The organism is Rhizobium sp. Nf11,1 (assembly GCF_050587665.1).
In the GTDB taxonomy this organism is placed as follows: domain Bacteria; phylum Pseudomonadota; class Alphaproteobacteria; order Rhizobiales; family Rhizobiaceae; genus Rhizobium.
This window is the reverse complement of record NZ_JBOBHU010000009.1, coordinates 226,201-245,452: the sequence shown is the minus strand read 5'-3', so window position 1 is coordinate 245,452 and position 19,252 is coordinate 226,201. Positions and strand designations below refer to the sequence as shown.

Annotated in this window: 14 protein-coding genes and 1 pseudogene; 10 read left to right on the top strand and 5 right to left on the bottom strand. The window is 62.1% G+C overall.

Annotation, left to right across the window (positions count from 1 at the left end; genetic code table 11):
- Nucleotides 1-172 precede the first annotated feature (172 nt).
- Entirely contained in the window at nucleotides 173-703 is a 531-nt protein-coding gene (locus ACQ7C1_RS16105) for an alpha/beta hydrolase (RefSeq protein ID WP_430958993.1), read from the bottom strand.
- Nucleotides 704-774: 71 nt separating this feature from the next.
- The gene (locus ACQ7C1_RS16100; RefSeq protein ID WP_430958992.1) at nucleotides 775-2,106 is read right to left on the bottom strand and encodes an MFS transporter; all 1,332 of its coding nucleotides are present in this window, start codon (nucleotides 2,104-2,106) and stop codon (nucleotides 775-777) included.
- Between the two features lie 378 nt (nucleotides 2,107-2,484).
- On the opposite strand from ACQ7C1_RS16100, the gene cyoA reads away from it, so the two are divergent.
- The 6 genes from cyoA to ACQ7C1_RS16070 all read left to right on the top strand — a co-directional run bounded on the left by cyoA (nucleotide 2,485) and on the right by ACQ7C1_RS16070 (nucleotide 8,854).
- A complete protein-coding gene (gene cyoA / locus ACQ7C1_RS16095; protein ID WP_430958991.1) occupies nucleotides 2,485-3,657 on the top strand; it encodes a ubiquinol oxidase subunit II in 1,173 nt (390 codons plus the stop codon).
- A 42-nt stretch (nucleotides 3,658-3,699) separates the two neighbouring features.
- Complete coding sequence (cyoB, locus tag ACQ7C1_RS16090) at nucleotides 3,700-5,703, top strand: cytochrome o ubiquinol oxidase subunit I (protein WP_430958990.1); 2,004 nt, start codon at nucleotides 3,700-3,702, stop codon at nucleotides 5,701-5,703.
- 5 nt (nucleotides 5,704-5,708) lie between these two features.
- Entirely contained in the window at nucleotides 5,709-6,329 is a 621-nt protein-coding gene (cyoC, locus tag ACQ7C1_RS16085; protein ID WP_430958989.1) for a cytochrome o ubiquinol oxidase subunit III, read from the top strand.
- Nucleotides 6,326-6,727: a cytochrome o ubiquinol oxidase subunit IV gene (cyoD, locus tag ACQ7C1_RS16080; RefSeq protein ID WP_085780640.1), complete on the top strand. Its 402-nt coding sequence runs from the start codon at nucleotides 6,326-6,328 to the stop codon at nucleotides 6,725-6,727. Before cyoC ends, cyoD begins: the two co-directional genes overlap by 4 nt.
- Nucleotides 6,728-6,766: 39 nt before the next feature.
- Nucleotides 6,767-7,525 (top strand): SURF1 family protein, encoded by a 759-nt coding sequence (locus ACQ7C1_RS16075; protein WP_430958988.1) that lies wholly within the window; start codon nucleotides 6,767-6,769, stop codon nucleotides 7,523-7,525.
- 135 nt (nucleotides 7,526-7,660) lie between these two features.
- Nucleotides 7,661-8,854 carry an acyltransferase family protein gene (locus ACQ7C1_RS16070; RefSeq protein ID WP_430958987.1) on the top strand — a complete coding sequence of 398 codons (1,194 nt, stop codon included), beginning with the start codon at nucleotides 7,661-7,663 and terminating at the stop codon, nucleotides 8,852-8,854.
- A 19-nt stretch (nucleotides 8,855-8,873) separates the two neighbouring features.
- Here ACQ7C1_RS16070 and ACQ7C1_RS16065 read toward each other — a convergent pair whose 3' ends face one another.
- The 3 genes from ACQ7C1_RS16065 to ACQ7C1_RS16055 all read right to left on the bottom strand — a co-directional run bounded on the left by ACQ7C1_RS16065 (nucleotide 8,874) and on the right by ACQ7C1_RS16055 (nucleotide 13,162).
- On the bottom strand, nucleotides 8,874-10,802 hold the full coding sequence (locus ACQ7C1_RS16065; RefSeq protein WP_430958986.1) for a PAS domain S-box protein: 1,929 nt from the start codon (nucleotides 10,800-10,802) through the stop codon (nucleotides 8,874-8,876).
- A gap of 68 nt (nucleotides 10,803-10,870) precedes the next feature.
- On the bottom strand, nucleotides 10,871-12,277 hold the full coding sequence (locus ACQ7C1_RS16060) for an FAD/NAD(P)-binding protein (RefSeq protein ID WP_097598941.1): 1,407 nt from the start codon (nucleotides 12,275-12,277) through the stop codon (nucleotides 10,871-10,873).
- A gap of 267 nt (nucleotides 12,278-12,544) precedes the next feature.
- The gene (locus ACQ7C1_RS16055) at nucleotides 12,545-13,162 is read right to left on the bottom strand and encodes a flavodoxin family protein (protein ID WP_430958985.1); all 618 of its coding nucleotides are present in this window, start codon (nucleotides 13,160-13,162) and stop codon (nucleotides 12,545-12,547) included.
- Nucleotides 13,163-13,437: 275 nt separating this feature from the next.
- Here ACQ7C1_RS16055 and ACQ7C1_RS16050 point away from each other — a divergent pair, with 275 nt between their 5' ends.
- From ACQ7C1_RS16050 to ACQ7C1_RS16035, 4 genes and pseudogenes are all read left to right on the top strand, one after another.
- Nucleotides 13,438-15,246 (top strand): ABC transporter ATP-binding protein, encoded by a 1,809-nt coding sequence (locus ACQ7C1_RS16050; RefSeq protein ID WP_430959000.1) that lies wholly within the window; start codon nucleotides 13,438-13,440, stop codon nucleotides 15,244-15,246.
- A gap of 247 nt (nucleotides 15,247-15,493) precedes the next feature.
- Nucleotides 15,494-17,392, top strand: a complete 1,899-nt coding sequence (locus ACQ7C1_RS16045; RefSeq protein ID WP_430958984.1) for an ABC transporter ATP-binding protein — start codon at nucleotides 15,494-15,496, stop codon at nucleotides 17,390-17,392.
- 107 nt (nucleotides 17,393-17,499) lie between these two features.
- The gene (locus tag ACQ7C1_RS16040; RefSeq protein WP_430958983.1) at nucleotides 17,500-17,799 is read left to right on the top strand and encodes a hypothetical protein; all 300 of its coding nucleotides are present in this window, start codon (nucleotides 17,500-17,502) and stop codon (nucleotides 17,797-17,799) included.
- A 375-nt stretch (nucleotides 17,800-18,174) separates the two neighbouring features.
- Nucleotides 18,175-19,214: pseudogene (locus tag ACQ7C1_RS16035) on the top strand (LacI family DNA-binding transcriptional regulator).
- Nucleotides 19,215-19,252 lie beyond the last annotated feature (38 nt).

The window sequence follows — 19,252 nt, the reverse complement described above, 5'->3', positions numbered from 1 at the left end:
CTGGCAGGCGGATGAGGGGCTGGTGTCCGAGGCGCGAGCCCGTGTCCAAATCCGCCTATTGACGCTGCTCCAGCGCCCTGCTGAAAGGCGAGTGCTGCCGCGCGCAGATGGCGCCGGACAGTAGTAATCGACGAAATTGAGGCCGAAGCGGCCAAGCGACACAGAATACGCCCTATTCAAACGGGCCTCGGCCTTCGACAAAGGCGGCAATATCCGACCTCAACGCAGATCGCGCTGTAAGCGCATCGAGCCGATAAAAATCATGCTGCTTGCCGGCGTAGATTTTCCAGCACTGGGGAACAGCGTTGTTCCAGCTTTCAGTTGGCCGGTATGGATCGAGCTCTCCCCAGAAGACCATGGTGGGTATATCGAGGGGAGACGTTTCGAAGCGCAACCTGGTTGATGACACGCAGATCAGCGCATGGAGTTCCAGACCCTCTCTGACCGCATTCCACAGAGCCGTTCCACCGGCGCTAAAACCGATCCCCAAGCACCCGCGTCCGTCGATCTCACGAAGTGCCCGGATCGCATGCCGCATGCCGTCCTGGTTAAAGAGATGGTCGTGAAGCGCGTCCCCACGTAGATCAGGACGCCCACTCAGGTCGGCCAGTTGCAAACCATGGCGCTGAAAGCTGCCAGCATCCAGCGGCTCGACAAAGGTTTCGGGAAAGCCGTGGATATCGCCAACGACCAAATGTTGCATTTCGACGATGCCGCTCTTCTCTGCGATAGATGCTAAGGCAGCCGCCGGTTTCCCGGCGGACTGTCTCGATCCTATTCCCGCTGTTCCAGCGCCTTGCTGAAGGCCAGCGCGGCCAGCGTGCAGATGGCGCCGGAGAGAAGGTAGTAACCGACGAAGGTGAGGCCGAAACGGCTGGAGAGGCTGAGCGCCACCAGCGGCGCAAAGCCTGCGCCGACCAGCCAGGCGAGATCCGAGGTGAAGGCTGCACCGGTATAGCGATAGCCGCGGCCGAAACGCGACGAGATCGAGCCTGTCGCCTGGCCGAAGGACAGGCCGAGCACGCCGAAGCCGATGATGACGAAAGCGTCGTGGCCATTATTGCCGGAGGCGATCAGGATCGGCCCGATAAAGCTGAAGACGGCGATGATGACGGCGCAGATGGCAAGCTGGGCGCGGCGCCCGATGCGGTCGGCGATCAGGCCCGAGGCGATGATGGCGATGACGCCGACCATGGCGCCAATCACCTGCACCACCATGAAGGCGCCGATCGGCTGGTTGCCGTAAAGGCTCATCCAGCCGAGAGGGAAGATGGTGACCAGGTGGAACATGGCGAAACTGGCGAGCGGCACGAAAGCGCCGATCAGGATGTCGCGGCCGTGAACGCGCAGCACCTGGAGGATCGGTGCGGCCTCCAGCTCATGCTGCTCCAAAAGCGTGCCGAATTCCTTGGTCATGACCAGGCGCAGACGCGCAAACAGCGCCACGACGTTGATCGCGAAGGCGACGAAGAAGGGATAACGCCAGCCCCAGGAGAGGAAATCCTCGCTCGACAGGTTGGCGACGAAATAACCGAAGAGCGTGCTTGCCAGTGCAAAGCCGATCGGCGCGCCGAGCTGCGGGATCATCGCGTACCAGCCGCGGTGATTGGGCGGCGCGTTGAGCGCGAGCAGCGATGCCAGACCGTCCCAGGCGCCGCCGAGCGCAAAGCCCTGGCCGAGACGGAAGAGCGCCAGCAGGGCAATCGACCAGACGCCGATCTCCGCGTAACCCGGCAGGAAAGCGATCGAGGCCGTGGAGCCGCCGAGCAGGAAGAGTGCAATCGTGAGCTTGGTACCGCGCCCGTACATCCGATCGATGGTCATGAAGACGACGGACCCGACGGGGCGGGCGAGGAAGGCGAGCGAGAAGATGGCGAAGGAATAGAGCGTCGCCGTCAGCCTGTCCGGTGCGAAGGGAAAGACGAGCTGCGGAAAAACGAGGACCGAGGCGAGGCCATAGACGAAGAAATCAAAGAATTCCGACATGCGGCCGATCACCACGCCGATGGCGATGCTGCCCGGCGAAACCGGCTTGTCGTCGTGAATGCGCCGCGCGTCGCGTTCGAGCGACGACGACGACGGTCCGTAATGCGATGTTGTAGCCATGAAAAACGCCTCCTCGTTAAGGCGCTTCCGGCAAGGCGCCCCAGGCTGATCTTGATCAAACCCGCAGGCTTATCAAGTCCGCAATATGGAAATAGTTCATCATCGCGGCGCAAATCGAGCCGTGTCAGGAAAAATTGCGTGGCCCCAGCCGCTATTTTTCCGGTGCAAAAGCTGGCCTGTCCGGCTCTTGCGGATATATTGAGGGGACATGCGCGCGCAAAAAATCCTTCTCGTTTTCATCAGGATTTCAAAGCGGTAGCGCAACATGATTTCTGCCGCACTGCGGCATCTTTGCTGCACTGCGACTTTCCGCCTCATGTCGCTATCGGGTTCAGTGCTTTAGTCGCGGTCAAAACGAAACAACAAGAGCTTAGAGACGTGCAAAAACTCGTGAAGTTTTCCCGCCTTCTATCCGTCTTGCCGCTGCTTTTCCTGGCAGGATGCAACATGGTGGTCATGGCGCCCTCAGGCGACATCGCCGTGCAACAGCGCGATCTCATCGTCATCTCGACGGTGCTGATGCTTTTGATCATCGTCCCGGTGATCTTCCTGACGCTGCTCTTCGCCTGGCGCTACCGCCGCTCCAACACGGCCGCCGCTTACGCGCCGGAATGGCATCATTCGACCCGCCTCGAAATCGTCATCTGGGCGGCCCCCCTGGCGATCATCATTGCGCTCGGGGCCGTCACCTGGATTTCCACGCATAAGCTCGATCCCTACCGACCGCTCGACCGCCTCGATGCCGAGCGCGCCATCCCGGCCGATACCAAGCCGCTGACCGTCGAGGTGGTGGCGCTCGACTGGAAATGGCTGTTCTTCTATCCCGAACTCGGCATCGCCACAGTCAACGAGATGGCCGCCCCTGTCGACACGCCGATCAATTTCAAGATCACCGCCTCCTCGGTGATGAACTCCTTCTACATCCCGGCTCTTGCCGGCCAGATCTACGCCATGCCCGGCATGGAGACGAAGCTGCACGCCGTCATCAACCGGGAGGGCGAATATGAAGGCTTCTCCGCCAATTACAGCGGCGCCGGCTTCTCGCACATGCGTTTCAAGTTCCATGGCCTAACCCGCGAAGGCTTCGACGCCTGGATGGCCAAGGTCAAGCAGCAGGGCACGATGCTCAACCGCGACGCCTATCTGAAGCTCGAGAAGCCGAGCGAGAAGGAGCCGGTGCGCTACTATGCAGGCGCCGACGCCGATCTCTACAACGCCATCCTCAACATGTGCGCCACGCCAGGCAAGATGTGCATGAACGAGATGATGCACATCGATATGATGGGTGGCGGCGGCAAGGAAAGTGCTGAAAATCGCGAGAAGCTGCAATACGACAACCGCCATGCCGGCGAAGGCGTCGTCGAGCCTGGGGCCACCGTGCCGGCAACAGGCGTCCCGGCAAAGGCAGAGCCGCCGCGCAATTCCGGAGGCAGCATGCAGCACGACATGCCCGGCATGCCCGGGATGGATATGCAGCATGACGGCCATTCCATGCCCGGCTCGGGCAACGGCGCCGATCCGGCGCCGACGCAGCTCAACAACAACAATTAACCTGGCGCTTTGCGTCGCAAGACATAATGAACGGGTTGTTCCATGTTTTCCAATCCTGACCTCCTGAAGTTGATCTTCGGCCGGTTGACCCTCGACGCCATCCCCTATCACGAGCCGATTCTGGTCGTGACCTTCATTGGCGTCGTCATCGGCGGTCTCGCCGTGCTCGGCGCCATCACCTATTTAAAATTCTGGGGTCCGCTCTGGCATGACTGGATCTGCAGCGTCGATCACAAGAAGATCGGCATCATGTATGTGATCCTCGCAGTGATCATGCTGCTGCGCGGCTTTTCCGACGCGATCCTGATGCGCGTCCAGCAGGCGATCGCCTTCAACGGTTCGGAGGGCTACCTGCCGCCGCACCACTATGACCAGATCTTCACCGCCCACGGCGTCATCATGATCTTCTTCGTGGCGATGCCCTTCGTCACCGGTCTGATGAACTTCGTAGTGCCGCTGCAGATCGGCGCGCGCGACGTCTCCTTCCCCTTCCTCAACAACTTCTCCTTCTGGATGACCACTGCCGGCGCGATCATCATCATGCTGTCGCTGTTCATCGGCGAATTTGCCCAGACCGGTTGGCTCGCCTATCCGCCGCTGTCGGGAGCCGCCTACAGTCCGGGCGTCGGCGTCGACTATTATATCTGGGGGCTGCAGGTGGCGGGTGTCGGAACGACGCTGTCGGGAATCAACCTGATCGCCACCATCGTCAAGATGCGCGCGCCCGGCATGACCTTCATGAAAATGCCGGTCTTCACCTGGACAGCGCTCTGCACCAATGTGCTGATCGTCGCCTCCTTCCCAATCCTGACGGCAACGCTCGCGCTGCTGTCGCTCGACCGCTATGCCGGCACGAATTTCTTCACCAACGACCTCGGCGGCAATCCGATGATGTACATCAACCTCATCTGGATCTGGGGCCATCCGGAGGTCTACATCCTGGTGCTGCCGGCCTTCGGCATCTTCTCGGAAGTCGTCGCCACCTTCTCCGGCAAACGCCTGTTCGGCTATGCCTCAATGGTCTACGCCACCTGCGTGATCATGATCCTGTCCTACATCGTCTGGCTGCACCACTTCTTCACGATGGGCTCGGGCGCCAGCGTCAACTCCTTCTTCGGCATCACCACGATGATCATCTCGATCCCCACGGGAGCGAAGATCTTCAACTGGCTCTTCACCATGTATCGCGGCCGTATCCGCTACGAGGTGCCGATGCTGTGGACGGTCGGCTTCATGGTGACCTTCGTCATCGGTGGCATGACCGGCGTCATGCTGGCGGTGCCGCCGGCCGACTTCGTGCTGCACAATTCGCTGTTCCTCATCGCCCATTTCCACAACGTCATCATCGGCGGCGTTCTGTTCGGCATGTTCGCCGGCGTGAACTACTGGTTTCCGAAGGCCTTCGGCTTCAAGCTCGATCCCTTCTGGGGCAAGATGAGCTTCTGGTTCTGGCAGATCGGCTTCTGGTTCGCCTTCATGCCGCTCTACGTGCTCGGCCTGATGGGCGTCACCCGCCGCATGAGCCAGTTCGAGGACCCGTCACTGCAAATCTGGTTCATCATCGCCGCCTTCGGCGTCGGACTGATTGCGCTCGGCATCGCCGCTTTCCTGATCCAGATCGTCGTCAGCTTCATGAAACGCGAGGAACTGCGTGACGACAGCGGCGATCCCTGGGACGGCCGTACGTTGGAATGGTCGACCTCCTCGCCGCCGCCGGACTACAACTTCGCCTTCACGCCCGTCGTCCATGACCATGACAGCTGGTACGACATGAAAAGGCGCGGCTACGAGCGCCCGCTCGGCGGCTTCAAGCCGATCCACATGCCGAAGAATACCGGCACCGGCGCCATCCTGTCGGCAATCAGCGTCGCGCTTGCCTTCGGCCTGATCTGGTACATGTGGTGGCTGGTGATCGTTTCCGCCATCGCGCTGCTTGTCGTGGCGATCGGCCATACCTTCAACTACAAACGCGACTTCTACATTCCCGCCGGCAAAGTGACCGAAACGGAAGGCAAGCGCACGGCGCTGCTTGCCGAGCAGGTGTAATGACCATGAGCGATCAAACCATCGATGCGGCCGAAAAGCCTGAATTCTACCTGACGGAAGACCATCATCCGGAGGTGAGCACCAATCTCGGCTTCTGGCTCTACCTGATGAGCGACTGCCTGATCTTTGCGGTGCTGTTTGCGACGCACGGCGTGCTCGGCCGCAACTATGCCGCCGGCCCGTCGCCGGCCGATCTCTTCGATCTGCCGATCGTCGCCCTCAATACCTCGATGCTGCTCTTCTCCTCGATTACCTACGGCTTCGCCATGCTGCAGATGGAGCGGAACGCCAAGGCGGAAACGCTGTTCTGGCTCGCCGTGACCGGCCTGTTCGGCGCGGCCTTTATCGGGTTGGAACTTTACGAGTTCATCCACCTGATCCACGAGGGCGCCGGGCCGACGCGCAGCGCCTTCCTCTCCTCCTTCTTCACGCTTGTCGGCACCCACGGGCTGCACGTCACCTTCGGCATCATCTGGCTGATCACGCTGATGGTCCAGGTGTCGATGCACGGGCTGATCGAGGCCAACCGCCGCCGCCTGATGTGCCTTTCGATGTTCTGGCACTTCCTCGACGTCGTCTGGATCGGCGTCTTTTCCTTCGTCTATCTGCTCGGAGTTCTCGGATGAGTTCGCAAGCACCCACCCATGAGGATGCCCACGAGGCGCATCACGGCCACAGCCACGGCCACCAGGCCGGCCATGGCACGTTCCGCAGCTATATGGTGGGCTTCGCGCTCTCCGTCGTCCTGACCGCCATTCCCTTCTGGCTTGTTATGGCCGGCGTGTTCGCCAGCCCGGCGCTGACGGCGGTGCTGGTGATGGGTATCGGCGCCATCCAGATCGTCGTCCATATGGTCTTCTTCCTGCACATGAATCCCAGGAGCGAAGGCGGCTGGACGATGATGGCGCTGATCTTTACCCTCATCATCGTCGCCATCGCGCTCTCCGGTTCACTCTGGGTCATGCATCATCTCAACTCCAATATGATGCCGATGAGCCCCGAGATGATGAAGAACATGCCGTAACGGCAAACGAAGGGCGGCGGCAGCGCCGCCCTGAGACCAATGAGCGAAGCCTCCACGCAAAAATTGGAAAGACGGCATTTCCGGGCAAAACGCGCGCTTTTCGCCGTCTGCCTGGCACTGCTCGCCGCCATCCTGTTTGGTCTCGGCACTTGGCAGGTTCAACGCCTGGGCTGGAAGCGCGACCTCATCGCCCGCGTCGATCAGCGCGTGCACGCAGCCGCCGTGCCAGGCCCGGGGCGCGCCGACTGGGACAAGGTCAATGCCGGCAGCGACGAATATCGCCGGGTGACCGTCGAAGGAATGCTGGCAAACGACAAGGAAACGCTGGTCTACGCCTCGACCGTTCTCGGTCCGGGTTATTGGGTGATGACGCCGCTGATGCTCGCCGACGGCACCGCCATCCTCGTCAATCGCGGCTTCGTGCCGACGGACAGGCGCGACCCCGCCTCGCGCCGCGAGGGTCAGCTGTCTGATGTCATCGAGATCACCGGGCTGCTGCGGATGACCGAGCCGAAGGGATCGCTGCTCCAATCAAACGACGTCGCCGCCGACCGCTGGTATTCGCGCGATGTCGCCGCGATCGCCCAAAAGCGCGGCCTCGGCGCAGTCGCGCCCTATTTCATCGATGCCGACGCCGCTGCCAATCCCGGCGGTCTGCCCGTCGGCGGCCTGACGATCATCCATTTCCCCAACAACCATCTCGTTTATGCGATCACTTGGTACGGGCTGGCGGTGATGGTGCTGGTATTGCTGGTGTTTGTTGTTCGCGGCGAGATCGGAAGAGGCCGCCGGACGTAAGTCGCTGCCGCTTTGCAGCGGTGCAAGCGCTCCGGCAAGCAACAGTTGCACAGCGGTCGTCTCCGCGCCTCGGATTAATCTCTTGTAAAGCGATGTCCGATACTGCTTGCCTGAACAGAACATATAAAGCTGCACATGAGCCGGCCGGATTACATCCCCAGTCTCGATGGTCTGCGCGGTCTCGCCGCGCTTCTGGTCGTGCAAGCACATATCGGGCTTGTCTTTCCAAACACAGGCTTGCATTTCATCACAATGGGCAGCGAAGCCGTCGGCCTGTTCTTCGCCCTCAGCGGCTTTCTGATGGCCCATCTCTACGGCTCACGACCGGTCACCAAGGAAACCGTCCTGGATTTTCTTGTCAGCCGCTTTGCCCGCATCTATCCGGTCTATCTGGCTGCAGTCCTGCTCGTGGCGGCCCTGTCCGGCATGCACAGTCTAAACTTCGTTCAGCCGATCATCGGCGGCACGGAATTTCTCCGCCATGTCTTTCTTCTGGGCTCGAGCGGGGTTTTCTGGTCAATTCCACCCGAAATTCAGTTCTATCTGTTCTTCCCGATCCTTTGGCTCTGCTTGACCCGCCCGCAGCGCTATAGCGGTGTGATCGCAGGTTTGGCGGTGCTGGTCGTGGTGGATGGTCTGCTCGAGCTGCCGGGACCAGGTATACTGCTTCTTTCCAAGCTCCCCTATTTTCTGTTCGGCGCGCTTGCCGGGGCGATGCATTCCTGCTGGGACAGGTGGAGGCCATCCGCCCTCACGGGCGCTTTCACGCTGTTCCTTCTGGCGGTGTTCTTCACGTACAGGCATGTCTTGCCCGGTTTCTCGCCTGTATTCTGGGGGCTTCAAAGTGCGATCGCGGCAGCCGTCATCGTGGCGCTCGCCGCTCGACAGCCTCCGATCGCAGACCATGTCCTGGCAGCGGCACCCATGCGGTTCTTGGGCGCGATCAGCTTTTCGCTCTATCTTTTCCACGTCCCCATCACGTTCCTTGTAGGCCGGGCCTTCGACGGTCTGATTCCCGAACCGGTACTCGTCCTGGTGGCGCTTGGCGTTGCGGCGGCAGGAGCATGGTTCATTCACGAGACGATAGAAGTCCCGAGCCGACGCCTGCTCGTCGCGTGGTGGCGGCATCATCGGCGGCGCGCAGCCTCGCGCGAAACTCCGGCTGACACTATCGAACAGGCGATCCTCGACCTGCAAGAGACCGAAAAGCGCTTGCTGGACGGCGCAAATGCGGCCACGACGGATAAACAGCAAATTCCGACGACCTCAGAACTCGGAGCCGGCCGCACTGTCATTCAGGATAATGGCGACGAGAAGCTTCGCGCCTAAAGTGCCGGTCAGCTTACGGCTAAACCGCAATCCGACTGATCGCTTCGGCAAGCTGCGCCTGCGAGAAGGGCTTGCCCAGGCGGGGCAGATCGGCGGCACCGGGCCCATCGGGCAGATCGGCGTAACCGGTGGCGAGAATGATCGGCATTTCAGGCCACTCGTTGCGGATCGCTTGGGCGAGCTGCGCCCCTGTCATCCGTGGCATCGCGTGATCGCAGATGACCAGATCGACCGGTTCCTTGCGCAGAATGTCGAGCGCCTCCGGACCGGCCATCGCCTCGAAAACGGTGTGGCCGAGATCCTCCAGCATCAGCGTCGTATTCATCAGGACCAGGCCGTCGTCATCGACGGCGACAATGCGCAGCCCCTGCGGTGCGTTATCCGGCTTTTGCGGCATGTCGGCCGATGCTTCGGCGGTCTGTTCGGCAATGACGATAGGAAACCATAGCTCGGCCGTCGTGCCTTCGCCCAGCGTGCTCTTCAGGATGAGCCGGCCGCCGGACTGGCTCGCGAGACCTTGCACCATGGAAAGGCCGAGGCCTGTGCCCTTGCCGACACCCTTGGTAGTGAAGAACGGCGTGACCGCCTGCTCCAGCGTCTTCGCATCCATGCCCTCGCCTTCATCGATCACCGCGATTCTTATATAGCGGCCGGCCGGCAGCGGCCCCTTGCCTGCGGTTATCGTTTCCTCGGATGCGCGAAGCATGATGCGGCCGCCGGAAGGCATGGCGTCTCGCGCGTTGACGACGAGATTGAGGATCGCCATCTCCAGCTGGTTGGGGTCGGTGAGGATTGTCGGCAGCCTGACCGGGAAGGAAGTCTCGATCGTGGTGAGGGGGCCGAGCGACCGGCTCAGAATTTCCATCATGCCGCGCACCAGGCCTGAGACGTCGATCGGCTCCATGTGCAGCTCCTGCCGGCGGGAAAAGGCAAGCATGCGCTGCGTCAAGGCAGCACCCCGCTGGGCGCCCTGCATGGCATTGTCGACCAGCGACGTCAGCAAGCGGTCCTGCGGCATGCGCTTCTTCAGGAGTTCGAGACTGCCGAGCACGGCCATCAGCAGATTGTTGAAATCATGGGCGATACCGCCGGTCAATTGGCCGATCGCCTCCATCTTTTGCGATTGGAAAAGCTCTTCGCGCGCCTGCTCCAACGCCCGCTGCGTCTCCATCTTTTCGGTGATGTCGCGGGTGATCTTGGCGAAACCTAGTACTTCGCCGTCTTCGTCGCGGATAGCGTCGACGACGACACTCGCCCAGAAACGGCTGCCATCCTTGCGGACACGCCAGCCCTCCCTTTCGAACCGGCCTTCGGCGCGCGCGACCCGGAGCGCCTTCTCCGGCAGCCCGGCCGCGCGGTCCTCGGGCGTATAGAAGGTCGAGAAATGCCGGCCGATGATTTCATCAGGCCGATAACCCTTGATGCGCTCGGCGCCGAAATTCCAGCTGCTGACATTGCCCTCAGGATCGAGCATGTAGATCGCATAGTCCGAAACGCCCTGAATCAGACGGCGAAATTGCTCCTCGCTCTGGCGGATCGCGTGTTCGGCGGCCCTGCGTTCGGTCAGATCGCGGGTGATCTTGGCAAAGCCAACCAGTTCGCCGGTGGGATGGCGGATGGGATCGATGACCACATGCGCCCAGAAGCGGCTGCCGTCCTTGCGCCGGCGCCAGCCCTCCCCCTCGTACCGGCCCTCTTCCACCGCCGTGATGAGCGCGCGCTCGGGGATGCCCGCGGCTCGATCCTCGTCCACATAGAAACGGGAAAAGTGCTCGCCGAGAATTTCCGAAGGTTTGTAGCCCTTGAACCGTTGAGCGCCGGTATTCCAGCTGGTGACGATGCCTTCCGGGCTCAGCATGTAGATGGCGTAGTCGGTGATGGCATCGACCAGAAGGCGAAAGCGTCCCTCTTCATCAAGAGACGTATCATGTCGATCCAGCACTTCCATCTGCCCCTCTCGGTTACCAGCGCTCTTAACGCTACACCGGGCAGAAGGTTCCGAAAATATCACACTTTTCACATGGCCCTGACCTGTGGATGGAACCGCTCACCGATGTGCTCGGCAGCAGCATAGGCCTGCGAGACGATCTCCGGCACGAGATCGATATCGGGAAGACTGCCGAGGCCGAGCGGACCGACGGCAAAAAGCCCGGCAACCGTCGAACCGTCCGCCAGGAAGGGCTCGCCGCGCGCATTGACCGCCAGCCCGAGCGAAAGTTCGTCCGGCATGGCGAGACCGGCGGAAAACAGGCTCTGCATCAGCGGCGCGGAAAGATCCGGCGCCCGGCAGCGGCAATCGATGATGCGCTCGGCATGGATGACCTCTTCGACAGAGGAGCCGGCCGGCGTGAAGAACAGGCCGCTCAGCCCCTGGCGGCCGGCCCGGCCGCGGCGCAGCACCGTGCGGCCTTCGGCAAGCTCGCGTTTCAGGCGCAGGTGCATGGCCTCCGGCAGGCGATTGCGGTGGCTGTCGTAGATCGCCCGCAAATGACGGTTGAACTGATGTTTGTCGCGGGCCGGCAGCGATCTCCACAGAGAGCGGGCATGTTTCCTCAGACCGTTCATCACCGATTGCCAGCTTCGCCCCTCTTCTTCCGCCTCGCGACAGGCCTGGCGGATGAAACGCACAATGTCGGGCAGGCTCTCCGGCAGCGCTTCGGCCGGAAACACCGGATCGGCGGAATTCGGCGTATGGCTCTGGGGCAGGAAGCCGCGCCGGGAAATGATCGTCACCTGGCCGGCATAACCAGAATCGCGCAGCTGCAGCAACTGATCGACGACGCGAATGCCGCTGCCGAGCAACACGGCATGAGGCCGCGCGACGAGGCGCTGGGCCCTGACCGGCGACGCGCCCGGCTCCTCGGCATCCGGATCGCCCAGGCCGTAGCCGGTGGCGAGAATCACCGTATCGAACAGCGGATTGGCTGGATTGGCGCTTTCGAGCAGGAAGCGGTTGCCGTGGCTGCGGCGGATCGCCACCACGGGATCGTTGCAGACCTGGACGGTGATGTCCCGGCGCGCGGCGAGCGCTTCCGAAAAGCGCTGGTAGACATAATCGCTGAAGATCTCCTTCGGCACGAAGATCTGCCGGAAACCGGGAATGGCGGCCGGCACGGCGGCGCGGAAAGCGGCGTTGCTACAGAGCCAGTCGTTGAAATCGTCGCTGTCACCGACCGAAACAGAGAGATCACGCACGCGGGTGTTGAGGATCGTCGAGGCGCGGGCCGAGGCCAGCGCCTGGCCGCCGCTGACCGACGAATTCGGATCGAACAGTTGCAGATGGAAGGGTGCGCGCACCGTCTTCATCAGCGCAATGGCCGTCATCATTCCGGAGAAGCCGCGCCCGACGATCGCTATGCGCGGCACGGCCGAGATCTGCGCTGCCGCCTTGGCTCTTCCGGAAAAAAGTCCCTGAACCGTCATCGCAACTCCTTTGCGCTTCCTTCGCAGCCTGGGGTCGATCGAGGTTTCAACGCGTAAACAGCGGATCACGCGTTGATGAGGGTCACGCGGCCATTGACGCCGCAGCTCGGGGTCCAACCGGGGAACCCCGCCAAGAACACGAGGGATCCCCTCGCCGATAGTCTATTAAACTGGTCGTGTATGAAAGCGCTAAACGGCACCCCTGGCAAGGGCTTTATTATTTCTTACCATAAGTCATTGATATACTTGTAAGTTTGTGTGAAGCCCTCAGCCGCCCTCGCCCGGATATTGCTTCGCCTTCAGCAGGCCCGCCAGATGCGCCGTGTTGCGCGCCAGCATATCGACGGCTTTCGTCACGACCTTCGGCACCTTGTCGAGATCGACGAAATTGGTGGAGCCCATCGCCTCTCCGACCCAATAGGCAACGGCATTCGCCGGAATGGTGAAGCCGACGTCGTTCAGCGCCTGGTAGAGTTCGGCCGACACGTGATGGGCGCCGTCCTCGTTGCCGACGACGGCAACGGCCGCGACCCTGCCGTAGGACACCATGCGGCCCTGATCGTCCTTCTCGTCGAGGAAGGCATCCATGCGCTCGAGCACCCGCTTGCAGACGCTGGATGGCTGGCCGAGCCAGATCGGCGTCGCCATCAACAGGATATCCGCGGCGAGGACCTTGGCGCGAATATCGGGCCAGTCGTCGTCAGCGCCTTCGTCCGAGGTGACGCCCGGCTTGATGTTGAAATCGGCAAGCCGCAGCACTTCGGTCGTAACGCCGTATTCAGCCATCGCCTTGTCGACGAGAGCGATCATCCGCTCGGTCGACGACGGATCCTTGGCATCGCTGGCCTTCAGCGTCGCGTTGAGAGCAAGGGCTTTCAGCGGCATCGGTCTCTCCGTAACGGTTGCCTGACAGGGGTTTGCTGCTGCAACCCATCCGAGCGCCGATTGTTCCCGCTGGGACGCGGGGGGAACCTCACGTAAAAATAACCAGTTGGTGAATTCTTTACTTGAACGCCCGGTTGGAATCGGCAAAAATGACGGTGCTATCAATCCCTTCATGGATTTGCCGTCTTTTCGGGCCAGCGTCCGAGCACCACATCTATTGGAAAAATACCGTGAGCAGCGATGCGTCAACACGCGCGACGAAGCCTTCGGCTTCGATGGCGCTTGCAACTGCGGCAGGCTGGGGCAGAGGCCTCTATACGCTGGTGCGCATCACCGTAATGGCCTTCCGTCATCCCTGGCAGGCCGGCTTGGCGATCGGCGCCACCCTCATCGCCTCGACCTTCCAGCTGATGATTCCCCGCCTTCTCGGCCAGGCCGTCGACCACACGCAGACGGCGATGGGCGGCGGCGCGGCCGGTCAGGCGGCGCAGGACGCGCTTCTGACCACGGCGCTGCTGCTGCTCGGCGCCAGCGTGCTGCGCGGTCTCTTCACCATGGTGCAGAACTATTTCAGCGAATCCGTCGGCCACCACATGGGCTACGAGCTGCGGCTGGCCTGCTACGAAAAGATCCAGCGCCTCTCCTTCAGCTTCCATGACACGGTGCATTCCGGCGACCTGATCACCGTCGGCCTGCTCGATCTCGAAGGCGTGCGCATGTATTTTTCGACGGCGCTGGTCCGCATGATCCTGCTGTCGATCCTGATCGGCATCGGTGCCTATATGCTGCTGTCGACCGACGTCGTGCTCGGCCTGCTGGCGCTGTCCTTCGTGCCTTTTGTCGGCTGGCGCTCCTCGGTGACGCAGCTCAGGCTGCGCGCCACCTGGCTCGACCTGCAGGAGCGGCTTTCGGTGCTGACCCGCATCATGGAGGAGAATCTCGGCGGCATCCGCGTCGTGCGCGCCTTTGCCGCACAGGAGCACGAATTGTCGAAATTCGAGGCGGCCTCGAAGAACGCGCTGGCGCTCGCCCATCAACGCGTCGGCATCCGTGTCGTCAATACCAGCGCCATGACCTTCTCCTTCTTCGCCGCCATGGGCCTTGTCCTCTGGGTCGGCGGCGGCAAGGTGATGTCGGGCGAGATCACCGTCGGCACGTTCGCCTCGTTTCTGACCTTCATGACCATCCTGCAGATGCCGGTGCGCCAGCTCGGCCTGATGGTCAACGCCTTTGCCCGCGCCTCCACCTGCGGGTCGCGCCTCTTCAACCTTCTCGACCTTGACATCGCGATCAAGGACGCGCCGGATGCCAGAGAATTGGCGGTGACGGACGACGTGCTGCGCTTCGAAAATGTCAGCTTCGCCTATCCCGGCGCGGAAAAGCGCACCGTGCTTCACGACGTCTCCTTTGAAGCCAGGCGCGGCCAGACCATCGGCATCGTCGGCCCTCCCGGCAGCGGCAAGTCGACCATCGCCCATCTTATTCCGCGCTTCTACGATGTCAGCCGCGGCAGGATCACCATCGACGGCCAGGACATCCGCAAGGCGACGCTGCAGTCGCTGCGCCGTTCCGTTGCGGTCGTCCAGCAGGATTCCTTCCTGTTCACGACGACGATCGAGAACAACATCGCCTATGGCGATCCCTGGGCGAAGGAAAGCCGCATCGAACGCGCCAGCGAAAGCGCTCAGCTGCACAATTACGTGCTCGGCCTTCCCACCGGTTACGGCACCGTCGTCGGCGAGCGCGGCGTGTCGCTCTCCGGCGGTCAGCGGCAGCGGCTGTCGATCGCCCGCGCGCTGATGCTGAAGCCGGCTGTCATGGTGTTCGACGATTCGACGGCGGCGATCGACGCGGCCACCGAGCAGCGCATCCGCAGCGCCATGCGTCGCTATGCCGCCGACCGCGTGACGATCATCGTCGCTCATCGCCTGAGCTCGCTGATGCATGCCGACCTGATCCTGTTCGTCGAAGACGGAAGGATCGTCGAGCGCGGCACGCATCAGACGCTGCTTTCGCTCGGCGGGCGCTACAAGGCGCTCTATGACCTGCAGGTGCGGCCGGGCGACGAGGTGTTGAGCGCGTAATCATACCCGCTTCTCCCCAGCTGGGAGAAGTGCCGAGCAAAGCGAGGCGATCAGGGGGCGAGGCGCGACGAGTGTCCTGAGCGGAAGCGAAGGGCAAATAGGGCGTGCCGTGCGGCCCCCTCATCCGCCCTTCGGGCCACTGACCGGGTCGAGCCGCGGGTCGACTCGTCCTTCGACCCCCGCTGGGGAGAAGGGGACAAGCAATGGGATGCAGGCCACCCGACGTCATGGCCGCAGGAGGAATGTGATGGCCGAGGAACTGGAAACCGAGCGTCCCGACGTTCGCGAGGATGGTCGCCGCCCGCCGCGGGCGGTGGTCGGTTCGCATCGCGTCGAGGAGGAAATGTTCGGCAAGGCCTTCGACGGCAATATCATCAAGCGGATCTGGGCTTTCGTTCGACCTTACCGTACCCAGGTCCTCTGGGCTGTTGTCGCGGTATTGACTTTCACCACGATGCAATTGCTGATTCCGCTGATCATCCGCTACGCCATCGACCACGGCATGTCGCCGGGCGGCAATCATGCGGCGCTGATCTGGGCGTTCGCCGCCTTTGCCATCGCCATCCTGATCAACTATGCGGCAAGCTACGCCCAGGAGACGCTGGTCGGCAATGTCGCGGAAGAGGTGCTCTTCGACATCCGCAAGGCGATGTTTTCGCATCTCCAGCGGGTTTCGCTCTCGTTCATGGACAAGACCGAGGTGGGCCGGCTGATGTCGCGCCTGCAGGGCGACGTCAACTCGATGCAGGAATTCCTCGAAACCTCGGTGCTGTCAGTCGGCGACATCGTGCTGCTCTTCGGCATCATCTTCGTGATGCTCTATCTCGATTTCAAGCTGGGGCTGCTGACCCTCTCCGTGCTGCCGGTGCTGTTCATCGTCCGGCTATTCTGGCTGCCGCTCGCCCGCAAGTCCTTCATGGCCGCGCATGAGACCAATTCGGTTGCGAACGGCGCGCTCGCCGAAGCCATCCACGGCGTGCGCGCCGTCCAGAGCATGGACCGGCAGGGCGTCAACTTCATGCTCTACGACGACAAGGCGCATGCCAATCTCAAGACGCATCTGACCGCGGCGCGTTATGCCCAGGTCATGGTGCCGATCGTCGACAGCCTGACCGGCGTGGCGATGGCACTCGTCATCGTCGTCGGAGGCGCCCGCGTTCTCAACCAGGCGCTTGATGTCGGCGTGCTCGTCGCCTTTCTGTTCTATATCCAGCGCTTCTTCGACCCCATCCGTTCGCTGACGTTGCAATATTCGGTGATGCAGCGCGCCATGGCCTCGGGCCAGCGCCTGACCGAAGTGCTCGACGTGCCTGTTGACATCAAGGACGCACCCGACGCCAAGACATTGTCACGCGACATGGACGGATCGGTGGAATTCAAGGATGTCGTCTTCGGCTACAATCCGAAGCATCCGGTGCTGAAACATGTGAGCTTCAAGGTCAATCCCGGCGAGACGGTGGCGCTTGTGGGTCCGACGGGATCGGGCAAATCGAGCTGCATGTCGCTGATCCATCGCTTCTACGACGTGCAGCAGGGCCAGGTGCTGGTCGGCGGCCACGATGTGCGTGACCTGACGCAGGATTCGCTCGGAGCACAGATCGCCATGGTGCTGCAGGAGCCCTTCCTCTTTACCGGCACGGTCTTTGAAAACATCCGCTACCACAAGGTAGATGCGACCCGCGAGCAGGTGATCGAGGCGGCCAGGGCCGTCGGTGCGCATGATTTCATCATGCGTCTGGCCGATGGCTACGACAGCGTTCTCGGCGAGCGCGGCGGCAATCTCTCCCTCGGCCAGCGCCAGCTTTTGAGCTTTGCCCGCGCCCTTGTGGCGGATGCGAAGATCCTGGTGCTCGACGAGGCGACGGCCAATATCGACAGCTATACCGAGATGCTGATCCAGAAGGCGCTGGTGAAGCTGCTCGAAAACCGCACCGGGCTCGTCATCGCCCACCGCCTGGCGACGATCCGCGAAGCCGACCGCATCATCGTGCTGCAGAACGGCGAGATCATCGAAAGCGGCGACCACCGCCAGCTGATGAAGAACGGAAAGCTCTATTCCAAACTCTATAACCTTAACTACGCCTCGTTCGACGATATTCCCGAGGACGTGCTGGAGGAGACAACGGCGGCGCAGTCGGCGACTTGATGGCGCGTATGACTTGAATTAACCACTTGTCGCAAAGTTTGAACGAACAAACGCGTTGCTGCCGCATTTCCCTTTTATCCGGGGCAAATGCCACTGAGGAGAATGTCATGAAGAGAATCATTAGCAGCCTGTTGATCGCGACGGCCCTTGTTGGATCGGCTATCCAGCCTGCTGCCGCGCGTGACCGTCATCACCACAACGATACCGGCCGAGTCATTGCCGGAGGCGTTGCCGCAGGTGTGGTGGGCGGCCTTATCGGCGGCGCGATCGCCAATAGCGGCCCGCGCTACTACGTCGATGGCCCTCGCTATGTCGAGCCGGCGCCGAGGTGCTGGTATGAGGACCGCGACGTCCGCAACCGCTATGACGGCTACTATCACACCGAAACCGTGCGGGTCTGCGAATAGCCCCTGAATTGTTGCGGCGGCGTTGGTCTTAATCGCCCCCGGTTTGTCTCCAGCCGAGGCTGCGTCCCGCAGCCTCGGCTTTCTTGTTCAATATCAGCGACATCCCCTCAAGAGACGAGCCTCTCATCCGGCTGCCGCCACTTTCTTGCTCCCCGTAAACGGGGCGAAGGGACAGTACCGCAACCTCTCCGTCCCCCTTGGCCCGTCGCAGGGCACGTCCCCTCGCTCGGTTTACGGGGAGAGGGTTAGGGTGAGGGGCAGCCATCGGTACAGTCCGGGTCCCAACCGGCATGCCGCGACGGCGTTTTCGTATAAATTCCCCCGACCCTACCGCCTGTCATCCGGCTGTCAGAGACAAGCAATAGCTGACAGCCGATGAATGATGGTCCCGTGAACGGCGGCAAGGTGCCGAAAAAAGAGCGTAGGCGCTTCGTCAGCGCCGAACAGGTGGCGCAGCTGGCGGGCGTTTCGCGTTCGGCTGTCTCGCGCACGTTTACGCCAGGCGCGAGCGTTGCGCCAATAACGCGCGAGAAAGTGCTGCGGGCGGCTGAAGAGCTCGGCTATCACGTCAACGACCTGGCGCGCGGCGTGCTTGCCAATCAAAGCCGCCTCGTCGGCATCGTCGCCACACGGCCGGAAGTGGGTTTTCGCGCGCATCTGGCCGCCGCCCTTGCCAAAGCGCTGATCCGGCGCGGCAGCATTCCGGTCCTCATCAACACCGGCCAGACGGAAGACGAACTGCTTGCCGCCCAGAAGATGCTGATCGGCCACCGCGCCGAGGCGATCATCATCCTGTCCGGCTCGCCGCCGGCGAGTTTCCTCGAACTCGCCCAGCGCAACGGCCAGCCGCTCGTGGTCATCGGCCGTTCGGAGCCCGACGCCGATCATGTGCGCGCCGGCAATTCCGAAGCCTCGCGCAAGGCGGCAGCGGTCTTTTATCAAAACGGCAGACGTCGGCTGGCAGTGATCGGCTCCAACTCGGGAACGCCTGCTATCCTGGAACGCGAAAGCGCCTTCGTTTCGGCGGCCGAGTCGCTCGGTGCATCAGTCGTCGTCGCACGCGGCGGCGATTCCGACTATCAGGGCGGCGTCACCGCCGGGCGCGCCCTCTTCTCCGAAAGAATAAAGCCCGATGCTATCTTCTGCGCCAACGACCTGATCGCCTTCGGATTGGTGGATGTCGCGCGCCTGGAAGCGCGGCTAAGCATTCCGCAGGATATCGCCGTCATCGGCTTCGACGACGTGCCGGAATCCTCCTGGCTGAGCTACCAGCTGACCACCTTCCGCCAGGACCCGCTGGTCATGGCACAGCGCGCCGTCGATCTGATGGAGCGGCGGCTCGAAAACCCGGACTCGCGCCGGCTTCCGAACGCGTCATTCCGGAACTCGTCATCCGCCACAGCTTCAAACCCTAACATCTCTTACCGCTTCTCGCGGGCGCAATCCTGTGGCA

What these genes read in the sequence shown, in the direction of transcription:
- ACQ7C1_RS16045 (WP_430958984.1), top strand. Translation starts at nt 15,494, where the DNA reads ATGGCCGAGGAACTGGAAACCGAGCGTCCCGACGTTCGCGAGGATGGT.
- ACQ7C1_RS16105 (WP_430958993.1), bottom strand. Translation starts at nt 703, where the DNA reads ATGCAACATTTGGTCGTTGGCGATATCCACGGCTTTCCCGAAACCTTT.
- ACQ7C1_RS16065 (WP_430958986.1), bottom strand. Translation starts at nt 10,802, where the DNA reads ATGGAAGTGCTGGATCGACATGATACGTCTCTTGATGAAGAGGGACGC.
- ACQ7C1_RS16040 (WP_430958983.1), top strand. Translation starts at nt 17,500, where the DNA reads ATGAAGAGAATCATTAGCAGCCTGTTGATCGCGACGGCCCTTGTTGGA.
- ACQ7C1_RS16060 (WP_097598941.1), bottom strand. Translation starts at nt 12,277, where the DNA reads ATGACGGTTCAGGGACTTTTTTCCGGAAGAGCCAAGGCGGCAGCGCAG.
- cyoB (WP_430958990.1), top strand. Translation starts at nt 3,700, where the DNA reads ATGTTTTCCAATCCTGACCTCCTGAAGTTGATCTTCGGCCGGTTGACC.
- ACQ7C1_RS16070 (WP_430958987.1), top strand. Translation starts at nt 7,661, where the DNA reads ATGAGCCGGCCGGATTACATCCCCAGTCTCGATGGTCTGCGCGGTCTC.
- ACQ7C1_RS16050 (WP_430959000.1), top strand. Translation starts at nt 13,438, where the DNA reads ATGGCGCTTGCAACTGCGGCAGGCTGGGGCAGAGGCCTCTATACGCTG.
- ACQ7C1_RS16100 (WP_430958992.1), bottom strand. Translation starts at nt 2,106, where the DNA reads ATGGCTACAACATCGCATTACGGACCGTCGTCGTCGTCGCTCGAACGC.
- ACQ7C1_RS16055 (WP_430958985.1), bottom strand. Translation starts at nt 13,162, where the DNA reads ATGCCGCTGAAAGCCCTTGCTCTCAACGCGACGCTGAAGGCCAGCGAT.
- cyoD (WP_085780640.1), top strand. Translation starts at nt 6,326, where the DNA reads ATGAGTTCGCAAGCACCCACCCATGAGGATGCCCACGAGGCGCATCAC.
- ACQ7C1_RS16075 (WP_430958988.1), top strand. Translation starts at nt 6,767, where the DNA reads ATGAGCGAAGCCTCCACGCAAAAATTGGAAAGACGGCATTTCCGGGCA.
- cyoC (WP_430958989.1), top strand. Translation starts at nt 5,709, where the DNA reads ATGAGCGATCAAACCATCGATGCGGCCGAAAAGCCTGAATTCTACCTG.